Origin of the sequence: Streptomyces vulcanius, from assembly GCF_042653945.1 — a bacterium.
In the GTDB taxonomy this organism is placed as follows: Bacteria; Actinomycetota; Actinomycetes; order Streptomycetales; family Streptomycetaceae; genus Streptomyces; species Streptomyces mangrovi.
Window position 1 is genome coordinate 92,211 of record NZ_JBHSFK010000014.1, and the last position, 13,795, is coordinate 106,005.

Sequence of the window (13,795 nt, forward strand, 5' to 3'; positions counted from 1 at the left end):
ACTTGATCGTTCGGGAGGCTCTGAATCTACCGGCTGGTAGGAGCGCTGGAGGAAGTGGATCAGGTGATTCACACCACGACCGGCGGCCCCTCCCCGCCGCCCGATCACCGGACCTCACCGACTGTCACGGAACGGTGCCCATGCCTGCGGAAGACACCACCCAGCGCCCTGCCCCCTCCCCTCTGACGGAGCGTTCTCCTCTGACGGAGCGGCAGCAGGCCCGCCGTCGGCGCATCCTGCACGCGAGCGCGCAGTTGGCGAGCCGGGGCGGGTTCGACGCGGTGCAGATGCGGGAGGTCGCCGAGTCCTCGCAGGTCGCCCTCGGCACGCTCTACCGCTACTTCCCCTCCAAGGTGCACCTCCTGGTCGCGACGATGCAGGACCAGCTGGAACACATGCACGGCACGCTCCGCAAGAAGCCCCCGTCCGGCGACCGCCCTGCGGACCGGGTCGCGGAGACCCTGATGCGCGCCTTCCGCGCCCTCCAGCGCGAGCCCCATCTGGCCGACGCGATGGTCCGCGCCCTCACCTTCGCCGACCGCAGTGTCTCCCCCGAGGTCGACCAGGTCTCCCGTCAGACGACGGCGATCATCCTCGACGCGATGGGCCGCACCGACCCCACCCCCGAGCAGCTCTCCGCGGTCCGCGTCATCGAACACACCTGGCACTCGGCCCTCATCACCTGGCTCTCGGGCCGCGCGTCCATCGCCCAGGTCCGCATCGACATCGAGACGGTGTGCCGCCTGATCGAGGTGACGGATCCGGAGCATCCCGCGCAGCGGCCGGTGAGCGGAGGGACGGCGACGGCCGCAACCAGCCGCCCGCGAGGACGGTCCTCACAGAGGTGACTCCTCCTCCGTCCCGGCTGACCCGGTCCGAACGGCGTGGCCTGCGTCTGTGGCCAGTCGGCCTCGCCCTTGCCGTCACGTTCACCACCGCCGTCGTGGTCGCCGCCACCGTGTTCCTCACCGGGTGGGGCCTGCTCGACGCGCACGGCCTCAAGCCGGAACGCCGCGTCGACTCCACCACCCTGTTCGACCTCGTCAAGCTGTCCTTCGGGGTGGTGGCCGGCGCCGGCGCCCTGGTGGCCCTGGTCGTCGCCTACCGACGTCAGCGCGTCGACGAGGACGGCGCCCTGCGCGAGGCCACCCGCCTGCACACCGAACGGTTCACCGCCGCCGTCTCCCAACTGGGCGACGAATCCGCCCCCGTCCGCCTCGGCGGTGTCCACGCCCTGGCCGGACTCGCCGACGACGCCCCCACCCGGGCGCTCCGCCAGACCTGCATAGACGTCCTGTGCGCCTACTCACGGCTGCCCTACACCTCGGAGGACGATCTCCCCACCGGCGACGCGGACGCCCGGCACTCCTATCTGGCGCTCCGGGAGGTCAGGCACACCGTCATCCGGCTCGTCCGGGACCATCTGCGGCTGCCGCCGGAACATCAACACGCGTGGCAGGGCCACGACTTCGACTTCACCGGCGTCACCTTCGACGGCGGGGACTTCTCGGGCGCGGTCTTCTCGGGCGGCGTGGCCAGGTTCACCGGCGCGACCTTCGCGGGGTACCCCGTCTCCTTCGGCGGCGTACGGTTCACCGGCGGCACGGCCGACTTCACGCACACCGTGTTCTCGGCGGGCGCGACCGATTTCGGCGGCTCGGCCTTCGCCGACGGCACGGCCGACTTCACCGGGGCGGACTTCCGCGGCGGCACGGTCGACTTCACCGGCTCGGTGTTCTCCGGCGGCGCGGTCCACTTCCACGGCGCACAGTTCTCCGGTGGCGCGGTGTCCTTCAGCGGCGCCCACTCCCTCAGTGCCGCCGGCGGCGCGGAGTTCTCCGGCGGCACGGTGGACTTCGGCGGCGCGACGTTCTCGGCCGGCCGGGTCCTTCTCGGCGGGGTGACGTTCTCCGGAGGTACGGTCACCTTCGAGTCCGCGGGGTTCCTCGGCACCGGAGTCGACTTCGACGGCGCCGGGTTCTCGGGCGGCACGGTCGGGTTCGCCGACGCCACGTTCGCCGCCGGCCGGGTCAGGTTCACCGACTCGGTGTTCTCCGGCGGGCGGGTCGGTTTCGACAACGCGACGTTCATCGGCGCCACGGTCGACTTCGGCCGCAGCAGCCTCTCCGGCGGCACGGTCGACTTCACGGACGCCAGGGGCACGGCACCTACGGGACTTCTGCCGACGGGCGGACCGAGCGCGCCGTTGCCGACCGGACTCACCGTGCCGCCGGCCTGGCGTTCCACGGGTCCCTAGGGGGTGTTTCGCCCTCGACACGCCGACACATATCTCCCTAGGGGGCCTGCCGCACACGGCGGTGGCGCGGACGAAAGGTCGACGATGGAGGAGCACAGCGCCACGGCGCAGCCGTCCGCTCCGCACCAACTGCCGCGGGCAGCCACGCACTTCACCGACCGCATCACGGAGGTCGGACGACTGGACACGGCGGCCCGCGAGGACAACGGCCTTGCCGTGGTGTCGGGACAGGCCGGTGTGGGCAAGAGCGCGCTGGCGGTGTGGTGGGCCCACCAGACGATGGACCAGTTCCCGGACGGACAGCTCTACACGGACCTGCGCGGGTACCACAGCCAGCCGCCGCAACGGCCCGACGAGGCCCTGCACTCCTTCCTCCTCGCCCTGAACGCCCCCATGGACAATCTGCGGGGCCACCTCGACGCGATGTCCGCGAAATTCCGTTCCCTGCTGTACGGCAAGCGGGTGCTGATCATCGCCGACAACGCACGCAACGCCGACCAGGTGGTACCGCTGCTGCCCGGAACCCCCGGATGCTGCGTGGTCGTCACCAGCCGCAGCGACCTGAACGCCCTGGAGGCGACTCACGGAGCCAGCCGGGTGGCCCTGCGTCCGCTGCCCCAGCGCGACGCCGTCGAACTGTTCTCTCGCGTGTCGGGACAGGCGGAGACCCGGCAGGTCACTACGTTGATCAGTCAGTGCGGCAGGCTGCCCCTCACCGTACGGATCGCCGCGCAGCAGACCCAGACGCCCGGCGACATCGCGGACCTGATCGAGGACCTGACCGACCCCGACAACCGGCTGACAGCCTTGTCCAGTCCGGACGAGGAGACGGGAATGCGTCTGGTGCTCTCATGGTCGTACAACGGACTCACGCCGGAGAAGGCGCGCGCCTTCCGGCTGCTCGCCCTGCACGCGGAGCCCGACTTCTCCGTCGAGTCCGCGGCCGCGCTGACCGGCCTGCGGACGAGCGCGGCGCTGCGGCTGCTGCGCTCCCTGAAGTCGGACAACCTGCTGGAAGAGATCTCGGACAGACGGTTCCGTTTCCACGACCTGGTCCGCGACTACGCCGAGGAACGCCTCCTCGCCGAGGAGTCGGAGGCCGACCGCGACGCGGCGGCGCGGCGCGAGCTCCTGCACTACCTCCACCGCTGTGACCGCGTCGACCGGCTGCTGGCTCCGCAGCGCCAGCATGTCCCGCTGGACGAAGAAGAGGAAGGCGTTTCCTCGGCGGTGCCCGACTTCCCCGACCACACCTCGGCGCTCGCCTGGTGCGACGCGGAGATCGTCAGCCTGGGGGCCGCCGTCGACCAGGCCATGAAACGGCGTTTGCACGACCTGGCCTGGAAGATTCCGATAGCGCTCATCTACTACCTCGTGGTCCGCCACCATCACGTCTACCGCCACGGCCTGTCCGCCACGGCCGTGCAGGCGGCCCGTCTGTGCCGGAATCCTTGGGCGGAGATCTGGGCCCTGATCTGCCTGGGCGGAGCGGAGGGCGAAGTCGGACGGCACGCCGAGGCCGCCACCCACTTCACCGCCGCGCTGAATCTCAGCCGAAGGACCGGCGACCGGAAGTGGGAGGACATCGCCTCCCGCAACCTCGCGTGGACGCTGCGTGTCGCGGGCCGCTACGAAGAGGCCTACGTCCAGCAGAAGCAGGCTCTGGACCGGCACAGTGACGACGAGAACCAGCGCAGCCAGGCGATCAGCCTGAACGAACTGGGCACCATCAGTCTCGCGCTCGACGATCCCCAGAGAGCCCGCGAGCACCTGCTGGCCGCGCTCCCCCTGTCCCGGGTCGCGAACGACCTGCTGACGGAGGCCGCGATCCTCCACCAGTTGGGTGTCGCCAGCGTCCGGCTGCAGGATCGGGCAGCCGCCGCCGACTGGTACGAGCAGGCCGTCACGCTCCGGCGCAGGGCGGACGACCGCCCCAGCCTCGCGGACTCCCTCGTGGAACTGGGCCGGCTGCTGATCGAGTCGGACTACGCCAAGGCCCGTGCGGCCCTCACCGAGGCACTGCGCATCCTGGAACTGCTGCAAGACCCCTCGGCGGAAACGGTGCGCGGCCTCTTGGACCGCCTCCCGTGACGGGCGACGGCCCAGTGGCCCCGGTCGGAGCCGGCGCTGCTCCCCCGCTCATTCCTCCGGTGGGAACACCGCCTCCCCGCTGCCCAGCAGTGTGATCGTGATCGCCTCCACCGGGCAGCTCTCGGCCGCCGTGAGCACCTGCTCGTTCGCGTCGGCCTCCGGCTTGCGGGGGTGGGACTGGCGGGCGGTGTCGAGGTGGAAGCCGTCCGGGGCGTGGTGGATGCACTGGGCGGAGCCGATGCACAGGGACCGGTCCACCTCGACGTGCCAGCGGTCACCCGCCCCCGCGCTCGAATCCGCTCGCGCGGGAGATACCTCCATCGCCGCTCAGCCCTCCCAGCCCGCCGGGAGATGGATCATCTTGTGCTCCAGGAACTCCCCGTACCCCTCGGGCCCGAACTCCCGCCCCAGCCCGCTGTTCTTGTAGCCGCCGAACGGCCCGAGCATGTCGAGGCTGAAGGTGTTGACGGAGTACGTCCCGGTACGGACCTGCCGGGCGACCTCGATGCCGTGCGCCACGTCCGCCGTCCACACGCTGCCGCTCAGCCCGTAGTCGGAGTCGTTCGCGATCTTCAGCGCCTCGGACTCGTCGCCGTAGGGCAGCAGACAGATCACCGGGCCGAAGATCTCCTCGCGGGCGATCCGCATGGAGTTGTCGACGTCGCCGAAGAGCGTCGGCTCGACGTACCAGCCCCGGTCGAGGCCTGCCGGACGCCCGCCCCCCGTAAGGACCTTGGCGCCCTCCTCCTGCCCGATCCGGATGTAATCGAGATTGCGCTGCTGCTGCCGCTGGGCCACCAACGGGCCCACCTTCGTCGCCGGGTCCAGCGGGTCGCCGACCACGAGGGCGCTCGCCGCAGTCGCGAAGGCGTCCGCGAACTCGTCGTAGCGGGAGCGCGGGAGAAGGATGCGGGTCTGGGCCACGCAGGCCTGCCCGTTGTTCATCCAGGCCGCCGGGACGATGCCGGCGACCGCCGTGTCGAGGTCCGCGTCCGGCAGCACGACCGCCGCCGACTTGCCGCCCAACTCCAGTGTCACGCGGGTGAGATTGCGGGCGGCCACCTCCATGACCCGCTTGCCCGCCGCGACCGACCCCGTGAAGGACACCTTGTCGATGCCGGGGTGCCCGACCAGGTACTCGCTCACCTCACGGTCCGCCGGGAGGATCGACAGCACGCCCTCCGGCAGCCCGGCCTCGCGCGCGATGTCCGCGAGGATGTACGCGTCCAGCGGCGACTCCGGCGACGGCTTGAGGATCACCGTGCAGCCGGTGAGCAGCGCCGGCGCGAGCTTGGCGGCGGCGACGAACTGCGGGACGTTCCAAGGGACCACGGCCGCGACCACGCCCACCGGCTCACGCCGTACGAGGATCTTCCCGAGCACGCCGGCGCGCTGCTCCTCGTAGGTGAAGCCGCGGGAGACGGTGATCGCCGCGTCCCAGACCATCATCGCGCCGAGGGCCTGCGCCAGGACGCTCCAGGAGTACGGGGAGCCGTTCTCGGAGGAGATGACCCGGGCGATCTCCTCGTGGCGCGCGAGGATCCCGTCCTTGATGCGGGTGACGACCGCGAGCCGCTCGTCCAGCGAGAGCCGCGGCCAGGGCCCCTCGTCGAAGGCCTGCCGGGCGACGGCGACGGCCCGGTCGACATCGGCCCGCGAGGCGTGCGGCACCCGCCCGATGACCTCCTCCGTATGGGGCGAGATCACCTCGATGACGTCCTTGCCGAGGGGGTCGGTCAGTTCCCCGCCGATGAACAGCTGTCCGTGTTCCACGAGCTCGGCCATGGCCACTGCCTTCGTTTCTGACGGTGTTTCAGAAACTGATACCAGTTCTGGTTGAACTAAGCCAGGGCCGGAGCAGAATGGGCCCCCACCAGCGGATTTGCCGCCGATGGCATGCCGCGTGGGCCGCCTGTGGGCCGTCATTGCCTCCACGGGCGGCCCGATGCGTGCCGTCGACCGCAGATCCGCGTGCGGCTCTCGCTACTCGGCACCGCAAGCGCGGCCTGGCCGTTGACGTTCTGGGGCTGTGGGGCTGTGGGGCTGTGGGGCTGGTGATCGCAGTGGTCGTGGCGGCGCACGAGAACGCCGCCGGGATCGGGCTGCTGGACAAGGTTGCCGTCGACACGGACGCCGTGGAGAAATCTCTGGTCGGCCAGGGCTTCGGGAACGCCGTCGTCGCGCACGGGCAGAAGGTGAACATCGAGGTGGAGGTTGCTTGGCGCGACCCCGCGCGGACCGGGTTGGTTCCCCGGGCCAAGCGGTGGGCCGTGGAGCGCGCCTATGGGATCTCGGTGCTGTCCCGCAGGCTGGTGCGCGACTACGAACACCGGCCCCGCAGTCCAAAGTCGCGGGTGTACCGGGCGATGACCGCGGTGATACTGCGCCGGTTGACCGCGGTGACCACGCCGGCCCGGCACGCCGCATGACCGGCGGGGAGCTGACGCTCGGAGCGGTGCCGGCGCGGCTGGAGCAGTGGGGACGTCGAGGTCATGCTGGATGGTCGGGGAGCCGTAGGAGACCACGACCACGATCGTGCGGCCCTTGCCGGTAATTCCGGCCCGGTAGAGCGGGTCCAGGTTGTACGCGGTCCGGTACTGCAGCGGCGAGTAACAGCGCGACTTCACCTTCGCCAGGCAGTCCGAGGTCGACATCGGCGCGCTCACTCCCGACAGCGGATCCGCATCGGCGACGGCAGCCGCGGTCACAGGTATGCCTGGCGCAGGTACAGCGGAAAGGGCCGGCAGGGCGAAGAGCGCGGTTGCGAGCAGCACAGCCCTGGCGGCCCGGACATGAACAGCGAGATGGTCCATGAACCTCCTCAGGCGGTAAACCCTGATCCGAAAGTCGCACGGAACCGTGCGCCGGCGAATACCCTGATGCCGTAAACCGCCGCAAGGGGAGGAGACCCCCACAGGGATCTCTCTCCAGTACACAGGGATACGGCAGCCGCAGATAGCTGCTGCCGATTTTTCTCGCGCTACTGAAGGGCAACGAAGTCGGCGTGCGCCGGATCGACGACCTCGGGGTACGCCTGGGGCTTCTCCTGATCGGCCGGCGCCCGTCAGATGCTGGAAAGCAGCGTGGTCACGGGGCTTCGGTGCTGCTGGTGACAATCTGGCGTGGGTGAGAATCCGCGTGAACCGGGAGGTCCGCCCCGCGATCGCGCTGCCAGGCAAGCAGGGTGATCGCAACAATGGTCTGTACCGCCACGATGCATGCCAGCACCACGGGCGATTTGACGTCCAACAGCGCGATTGTCGCGTTGACGCCTAGGTGAACCGCTATCGACGCCGCAACCCCAGCGCGCTCGTAGGCGTAACCGGTCAGCAGTGCCATCGGGATGACGGTGAGCACGAACAGCACCCCGTTCCAGCTGATCAGACCGAATCCCGCCTGGAGGGTCCCGGTGATGAAGAACAGCGGCAGATGCCATATCGCCCAGACGACACCCAGCAGCAGGCCGGCCTGAAGGCGTCCGAACGACGCGCGCAGGCGTGGATATGCCGTGCCGCGCCAACCGGGCTCCTCGGACAACGGACCAGCGACCAGCATGCTGACGAAGAACGGCACGGGTCCGCCGATGTCCGATATCAGATTCCGCCCCTCTGCGAAACTCAGCGCGGGACCACCCAGGCGGTCCGCGAGCAGCGCGGCTGCCAGTACGGTTGCCGATGCCATCACCAGCAGGGGCAGCACCCAGCACAGCCGCATGCTCAGCCGGAGCCTCACCGTATGGGCGGGAGCGAGTTCACGGCGGCGGGAGCGGCGCACTCGGACCACGATCGCACCGAACACCGGGCCGAAGCCACCGAGCACGTAGGGAATGACGCTGGGGGAATTCTTCACCGATCCACCGAGTGCGATCGCGATGAGCCAGAAACCCCAGCTCGTCGCGAACGTGACAGCCCCGAAAACAACAAGGCTGCTTTTATGGCGAAGAGGGGTTGCGCTAGTCACACTTTTGCCTTTCACGGGTACTGCTTGGAGGTTTTTCTCATTCATTCCGGCGGCGGGATTAAAATACAACCGAATAATTCTCGGGAGTCGGCGCGGAACGATACGGCCGACGGCGAGTCCGGGAGCGACGAAACCAAATGCGCCGACCGGACGCTGCGCCCAGTCGGCACCCGGCCGGCCGGAATGGTCGGACCAGAGCCTCTCTGTCGCGTCAGGGAGAACCCGTTCGCTCTGCGGCGCGAATCTCCTGCGGCCGTATCCTGGAGGCGGCAGGCGAGCCGGTCGGCCCCCTGCGCGAGCAGGCCGGTGTCGACCGACTGGCGCAGCGGTCGGCGATGGGAGCGCACCGACGGACGACCAGGGCCGCGGCGCAGAAAGTGGGTGAGGTCGGGGATCCGGCGGATCTCGACCTCAGTCTCCGGGTGGGTGCCGAGGGGTAGGGCGTGGAGGGCACCCTCACTGTGCGCGACCACGCCAACGGAGTCGGCCCGAATGGCGGGGCGTCCGACCATGCGCGAGGTGCGGGGCGGCATCGTGCTGGTTGAGCCAGCCGCCCAGGGGCAGTCCGTTGTCCGCATGGCTGTCATGCCGACCTCCCGCATGCTCCGTGAGCCGTCATTATCAAGTTTGAGAATGTTATCGCATACGAGAAAGGTCGGTCCATGGCAACCGCGGACGTCCTTCTGCATCCCGTCCGGATGCGCATCCTGCAATCGCTGTTCGACGCCGATCCGCTGACCACCGCGCAGCTGCGTGAGCGCCTGCCCGACATCGCCCCGGCGACGATGTACCGGCACATCGCCGTACTGACCGAAGCGGGCGTGCTGGAGGTGGTGGACGAGAAACGGGTGCGCGGCACGGTGGAGCGCAGCTACCGGGTGTGCAAGGAAGAAGCGGTGGTCGACCCCGCCGCGCGAGCAGCGATGACGCGGGAGGACCATCTCCGGGCCTACACCACGTTCGCAGCATCGTTGATGGCGGATTTCGACCGCTACCTCGCCTACGAGGACGCCGATCCCAACGCGGACGGTGTGGTCTACCGACAGGCAGCGGTATGGCTGACCGATGAAGAACTGACAGCCCTGGTCGAGGAGATCGAGAGCTCGGTCCTCGCGCGGGTCGGCCACGCCAGGGATGGCGGCCGCGTACGTCGCGTCATCAGCCTCGTCGTCGTGCCGGACAAGCCCGCGTGAGCGGGGCACGCCGAGCGGGCGGCACACGTTCGCGAACTCCCACCTGCGGACGGCGGTGCGACGTGCCGGCATTGTGGGTCCTCGAATCATCGGTGTCGGTCTGTCGGCCGACCGTCCGCCATGGGTGGCTTCCCTTGCCGCAGCCCTGTGCTGGAGGCGCATCCACCCCGACAGACGTCCGACGCTCCTCGGGGTTGCGGGTCGGACGAGACGAACACTGGAGCGATCGAGTGATCTGCGTCACCAGGACCGGGTCAGTCCACGAATCGACCGGACGACCCCGCAGGTCAGAACTGGGAAGCACGCCCCACCGGCAACCGGTCCGGCCCTGGAAAAGCAGCGCGTTGACGATCTCCCGCATCCCGTACCGGCCCTGATGACCGCCGACCGAGGGGTGCGTACCCTTCCAACCTAGATGCCCACATATCGCCTTCTGACGGCTCGTCAGTTCTGGTTATAGTGGGCAAGGGTCATGGGCCGGTGGGGGCTTGGGGCCGTGGGACGGAGGACAGATGACGGAGATGACGGGGACGACGTTCGATCATGGCGGGGGTGTGCGGTCCCTGCGGGTCCCCATCCCGGACAACCCGCTCGGCCACACGCTCGTCTACGTCGTCGACACCGACCGCGGCCCCGTCCTGATCGACACCGGCTGGGACGACCCAACCTCCTGGGACGCGCTGTTCGCCGGTCTCACAGCCTGTGGCACGAGCGTCTCCGACCTCCACGGCGTCGTCATCACCCACCACCACCCCGACCACCACGGCCTCTCCGGCAGGGTGCGGGAGGCCTCCGGGGCGTGGGTGGCGATGCACGCGGCGGACACGGCGATCGTGCGCCGGGCGCGCGGAACCCGCCCCGACCGCTGGTACACGTACATGACGGAGAAACTGGCCGCCGCCGGCGCCCCCGAGGAACACCTCACCCCGCTGCGCACGGCCCGCCGCCGCACGCTCCCCGGCCTCTCCCCCGCCCTCCCCGACCGCGAGATCGTCCCCGGCGACCTCCTCCCCCTCCCCGGCCGCCGACTGCGCGCGATCTGGACCCCCGGCCACACCCCCGGCCATGTCTGCCTCCACCTGGAGGAGGACCACCCGGCCGGGCTCCCGGGCCGTGGCCGCCTCTTCTCCGGCGACCACGTCCTCCCCGAGATCACCCCCCACATCGGCCTCTACGAGGACCCCGACGACGCCACCGTCACCGACCCCCTGGGCGACTATCTCGACTCCCTCGAACGCGTCGGCCGCCTCGCCCCCGCCGAGATCCTCCCGGCCCACCAGTACCCCTTCACGGACGCCCCGGCCCGCGTGGCGGAACTCCTCACCCACCACGAGTCCCGCCTCACCGACCTCCTCGCCCTCCTCGCCACGCCCCTCACTCCCTGGCAGCTGGCCGAGCGCATGGAGTGGAACCGTCCCTGGGAGCAGATCCCCTACGGGTCCCGGAACATCGCCGTCTCGGAGGCGGAGGCACACCTGCGGCGGCTGGTGAAGCTGGGGCGGGCGGAGGCGGTGGCGGGCAGCGATCCGGTGACGTACGCGGCCGTGTAGGTCCGGTATGAGCGGCGCCGTTCACGACACGGATCCACGCAGTTCACGACTCCCCCCTACGGTGCCCTGACATCCCCGTCCCGGCACCCCTGGTGGCTTCCCCCATGGACCCCATCGAGCAGCTCCTCGCCGAACGAGCCTGCCAGCGCCTGCTCCTCGATCTCGTCCGCCGGCTGGACCTCGGCGGACCCGGCTCCGCGGCCGACCTGTTCACCGAGGACGCCACGTGGGCCTGGCCGGAGGGCGACCGTCTGGTCAAGGGCCGCGCCGCCCTGCGCGCCCACTACGACGCCCATCCCGCCGACTGCCACGCGCGCCGCCTGATGGCGGACGTACGGGTCCACGTGACGTCCCCGAACACGGCGCGGGCGACGTCGTACTTCACGACGTACCGCGTCGACGACACCCCGCCCTGTCCCCCTGTCCGGATAGGCCACTACGAGGACACCCTGCGCCGCACCCCGACCGGCGCCTGGCTCCTGGCGACCCGCACCCTGCACCTCCCCCACGACGGCCCGACCCCGCGCCTCTAGCGCCCTCGGCACCCTTGAACGGTGAACCGCCCCACATGACCCACATCACCTACTATCTGCACTAGTGGCATATTCCGCGCTTCACGCCCCTGCCGCCCAGGCCCCTGACCTGCGCATTGAGAGCCGGCTCACACGGCACCCGAAGTTCCCCAATACGACGAAAACTAGCAAATGGGATCTTTGCGGGCAGCTCCCGATCCTGCTTCTGTGGACGACGTCGCGCCGAGCTTCACAGCGACCCGACTGTCCCCGAGGAAAAGGTTCTCCGTGTCTGTGTCCGTCTCCGTCGTCCGTCGCATCGCAAGCCCGAAGAAGGCCCTCACCACCGTCGCCCTGGCCGCCGCCACCGCAGGCCTGGCCATGACCGCGGCTCCGGCCCACGCGGCGACCCCGGCGTCGCCCTCGAAGGCCCAGGCGATCGCGCACAGGATGATCCCGGACGCCGCGCAGTACAACGCCTTCTCCCACATCGTGAAGCACGAGAGCAACTGGGACGTCGACGCCACCAACGCCTCCTCTGGCGCCTACGGCCTCGTCCAGGCCCTCCCCGGCTCCAAGATGGCCTCCGCCGGCTCCGACTGGAAGACCAACGCCCAGACCCAGATCAAGTGGGGCCTGGACTACATGAACTCCCGCTACGGCAGCCCGGTCGGCGCCTGGAACTTCTGGCAGGCGAACGGCTGGTACTGAGCCCCGCCCACCACACACTGACGCGCGAAGGCGGCGGCCCCCGATCCCCGGGGCCGCCGCCTTCGCCGTTTCCTCACCGCGCCCCCCACCTTCGCGTGGTCCACTGACCCGATGCCCACCGAGCCTTCTGCCGAGGACCCCGAGGCGCGCGGCGTACGCCTCACCCCCGTCCTCCTCGTCCTGACCGTGGTCAGCGGTCTGATCGACGCGGTCAGCTACCTCGGCCTCGGCCATGTCTTCACCGCGAACATGACCGGCAACGTCGTCATCCTCGGCTTCGCCGCCGCCGGCGCCCCCGGCTTCTCGGTCCCGCACAGCGCGACCTCCCTGGCGTTCTTCCTCGCGGGCGCGACAACGGGCGGCCGGATCATACGGGGCACCGGCGCCGGCTCCCGCCGTACCTGGACCCGGGTCACCCTCGCCACCGAGACCGTCCTGCTGGCCGCCGCGGCCACCGTGGCCCACGTCACCGCGGAGGACGGCCGGCTCCACGTCTACGCCGTCATCGCCCTCACCGCCTTCGCGATGGGCCTGCGCAACGCGACCGTCCAGAAGCTGGCCGTCCCCGCCCTCACCACGACCACCGTCGTGACCATGACCCTGACCGGCCTGGCCTCCGACTCCCACGCGGCCGGCGGCTCGGGCGAGCGCTCACGCCGTCGCACGGCGTCCGTGGCGGCGATGTTCGCGGGCGCGGTCCTGGGCGCGGCCCTGGTCCTCCACCACGGCATCGCCGCCCCGCTGCTGCTGGCGGCGGCGATGTCGGGCGTACTGGCCGTGCTGGCCTCCGGCAGGGACTGACACACAGCGGTGCGGCAGGAGTCTCAGCGGTTGAGGTCGAGCACAGGCACAGCGTGCCCTTCGTATGCCTTCGGACGCACGGTGGCGACAGCCCCATCCGCACCCCACTCGGGCAGGTGACCGACGGCCTGGATCGCGGCACCGATCCCTGGAGGCACGCCGTCACGCTGCATCCGGGCGACGGCCAAGGTGGCCGGATAGTCCAGATCGACGGTGTGAAGGGACTCCAACTGCCCGACGTGCTCAGCGATTCCGAGATACTCGCGATCAGCTTCCAAGACCGACAGGGTGGGCACCCACAGACGGGTCTCCACCTCGAAGTCGGCCCAGTGGATGAGCGCGGACACCTGTCGATTACCCGACATCGCCACCAGAGTCGGCGCATCCAGCACAAGATGATGGAGGATCACGCGGCCTTCTCCTGCTGCCGGGCGAACACCTCCCGGACCTTACGCCCTATTGCGGCGCTCTCCTCGTCGGTCACCTCGACAGCGAAGTGCTCCGCAAGATACGCACGGGTCCGCTCCGCCCGCTCCCGGCGCTCCTCGTCGGTCAAGGTTGACTCAGCGAACTCCTGCACCAGAGAGCGGATCGAGGTTCCCCGTGACTCGGCGATCACCGCGAGGCGATCCCGCACCTCGGCGGGCACCCTGATCATCGCGTCAGACATGCCGGAAGTATACGACCACGTAAACAGCACTGTCGGCATTCCGCCAAACT

14 protein-coding genes are annotated in these 13,795 nt (G+C 69.8%); 9 read left to right on the top strand and 5 right to left on the bottom strand.

Features of this window, described 5'->3' with window-relative positions; all coding sequences use genetic code 11:
- Positions 1 to 140 precede the first annotated feature (140 nt).
- From ACFPIH_RS22315 to ACFPIH_RS22325, 3 genes are all read left to right on the top strand, one after another.
- On the top strand, positions 141 to 848 hold the full coding sequence (locus ACFPIH_RS22315) for a TetR family transcriptional regulator (protein ID WP_381164349.1): 708 nt from the start codon (positions 141 to 143) through the stop codon (positions 846 to 848).
- On the top strand, positions 845 to 2,257 hold the full coding sequence (locus ACFPIH_RS22320; RefSeq protein ID WP_381164346.1) for a pentapeptide repeat-containing protein: 1,413 nt from the start codon (positions 845 to 847) through the stop codon (positions 2,255 to 2,257). Before ACFPIH_RS22315 ends, ACFPIH_RS22320 begins: the two co-directional genes overlap by 4 nt.
- 84 nt (positions 2,258 to 2,341) lie before the next feature.
- Positions 2,342 to 4,348, top strand: coding sequence for an ATP-binding protein (locus ACFPIH_RS22325; protein ID WP_381164343.1), 2,007 nt, complete (start codon positions 2,342 to 2,344; stop codon positions 4,346 to 4,348).
- 48 nt (positions 4,349 to 4,396) lie between these two features.
- On the opposite strand, the gene ACFPIH_RS22330 is transcribed toward ACFPIH_RS22325, so the two are convergent.
- Complete coding sequence (locus ACFPIH_RS22330; RefSeq protein WP_381164341.1) at positions 4,397 to 4,669, bottom strand: ferredoxin; 273 nt, start codon at positions 4,667 to 4,669, stop codon at positions 4,397 to 4,399.
- A 6-nt stretch (positions 4,670 to 4,675) separates the two neighbouring features.
- A complete protein-coding gene (locus ACFPIH_RS22335; RefSeq protein WP_381164339.1) occupies positions 4,676 to 6,133 on the bottom strand; it encodes an aldehyde dehydrogenase in 1,458 nt (485 codons plus the stop codon).
- 269 nt (positions 6,134 to 6,402) lie between these two features.
- On the opposite strand from ACFPIH_RS22335, the gene ACFPIH_RS22340 reads away from it, so the two are divergent.
- Positions 6,403 to 6,777, top strand: coding sequence for a hypothetical protein (locus ACFPIH_RS22340; protein WP_381164337.1), 375 nt, complete (start codon positions 6,403 to 6,405; stop codon positions 6,775 to 6,777).
- A 658-nt stretch (positions 6,778 to 7,435) separates the two neighbouring features.
- Here ACFPIH_RS22340 and ACFPIH_RS22345 read toward each other — a convergent pair.
- Complete coding sequence (locus ACFPIH_RS22345; protein WP_381164334.1) at positions 7,436 to 8,323, bottom strand: CPBP family intramembrane glutamic endopeptidase; 888 nt, start codon at positions 8,321 to 8,323, stop codon at positions 7,436 to 7,438.
- A 647-nt stretch (positions 8,324 to 8,970) separates the two neighbouring features.
- Between ACFPIH_RS22345 and ACFPIH_RS22350 the strand changes: the two genes are divergently transcribed.
- From ACFPIH_RS22350 to ACFPIH_RS22370, 5 genes are all read left to right on the top strand, one after another.
- Complete coding sequence (locus tag ACFPIH_RS22350; protein ID WP_381164331.1) at positions 8,971 to 9,501, top strand: helix-turn-helix domain-containing protein; 531 nt, start codon at positions 8,971 to 8,973, stop codon at positions 9,499 to 9,501.
- Between the two features lie 512 nt (positions 9,502 to 10,013).
- Positions 10,014 to 11,051, top strand: a complete 1,038-nt coding sequence (locus tag ACFPIH_RS22355; RefSeq protein WP_381164328.1) for an MBL fold metallo-hydrolase — start codon at positions 10,014 to 10,016, stop codon at positions 11,049 to 11,051.
- A gap of 104 nt (positions 11,052 to 11,155) precedes the next feature.
- Positions 11,156 to 11,584, top strand: coding sequence for a nuclear transport factor 2 family protein (locus ACFPIH_RS22360; protein WP_381164325.1), 429 nt, complete (start codon positions 11,156 to 11,158; stop codon positions 11,582 to 11,584).
- A gap of 273 nt (positions 11,585 to 11,857) precedes the next feature.
- On the top strand, positions 11,858 to 12,274 hold the full coding sequence (locus ACFPIH_RS22365; RefSeq protein ID WP_381164647.1) for an aggregation-promoting factor C-terminal-like domain-containing protein: 417 nt from the start codon (positions 11,858 to 11,860) through the stop codon (positions 12,272 to 12,274).
- Between the two features lie 111 nt (positions 12,275 to 12,385).
- The gene (locus ACFPIH_RS22370) at positions 12,386 to 13,075 is read left to right on the top strand and encodes a YoaK family protein (RefSeq protein ID WP_381164322.1); all 690 of its coding nucleotides are present in this window, start codon (positions 12,386 to 12,388) and stop codon (positions 13,073 to 13,075) included.
- A gap of 23 nt (positions 13,076 to 13,098) precedes the next feature.
- Here ACFPIH_RS22370 and ACFPIH_RS22375 read toward each other — a convergent pair whose 3' ends face one another.
- Both ACFPIH_RS22375 and ACFPIH_RS22380 read right to left on the bottom strand, forming a co-directional pair.
- Positions 13,099 to 13,485 (bottom strand): PIN domain-containing protein, encoded by a 387-nt coding sequence (locus ACFPIH_RS22375; RefSeq protein WP_381164319.1) that lies wholly within the window; start codon positions 13,483 to 13,485, stop codon positions 13,099 to 13,101.
- A complete protein-coding gene (locus ACFPIH_RS22380; RefSeq protein ID WP_381164316.1) occupies positions 13,482 to 13,745 on the bottom strand; it encodes a hypothetical protein in 264 nt (87 codons plus the stop codon). Before ACFPIH_RS22380 ends, ACFPIH_RS22375 begins: the two co-directional genes overlap by 4 nt.
- Positions 13,746 to 13,795 lie beyond the last annotated feature (50 nt).

Bases quoted from the DNA above. Each gene is read 5' to 3' on its own strand.
- ACFPIH_RS22315 (WP_381164349.1), top strand. From the start codon at position 141: ATGCCTGCGGAAGACACCACCCAGCGCCCTGCCCCCTCCCCTCTGACG.
- ACFPIH_RS22380 (WP_381164316.1), bottom strand. From the start codon at position 13,745: ATGTCTGACGCGATGATCAGGGTGCCCGCCGAGGTGCGGGATCGCCTC.
- ACFPIH_RS22360 (WP_381164325.1), top strand. From the start codon at position 11,156: ATGGACCCCATCGAGCAGCTCCTCGCCGAACGAGCCTGCCAGCGCCTG.
- ACFPIH_RS22330 (WP_381164341.1), bottom strand. From the start codon at position 4,669: ATGGAGGTATCTCCCGCGCGAGCGGATTCGAGCGCGGGGGCGGGTGAC.
- ACFPIH_RS22370 (WP_381164322.1), top strand. From the start codon at position 12,386: ATGCCCACCGAGCCTTCTGCCGAGGACCCCGAGGCGCGCGGCGTACGC.
- ACFPIH_RS22355 (WP_381164328.1), top strand. From the start codon at position 10,014: ATGACGGAGATGACGGGGACGACGTTCGATCATGGCGGGGGTGTGCGG.
- ACFPIH_RS22335 (WP_381164339.1), bottom strand. From the start codon at position 6,133: ATGGCCGAGCTCGTGGAACACGGACAGCTGTTCATCGGCGGGGAACTG.
- ACFPIH_RS22350 (WP_381164331.1), top strand. From the start codon at position 8,971: ATGGCAACCGCGGACGTCCTTCTGCATCCCGTCCGGATGCGCATCCTG.
- ACFPIH_RS22325 (WP_381164343.1), top strand. From the start codon at position 2,342: ATGGAGGAGCACAGCGCCACGGCGCAGCCGTCCGCTCCGCACCAACTG.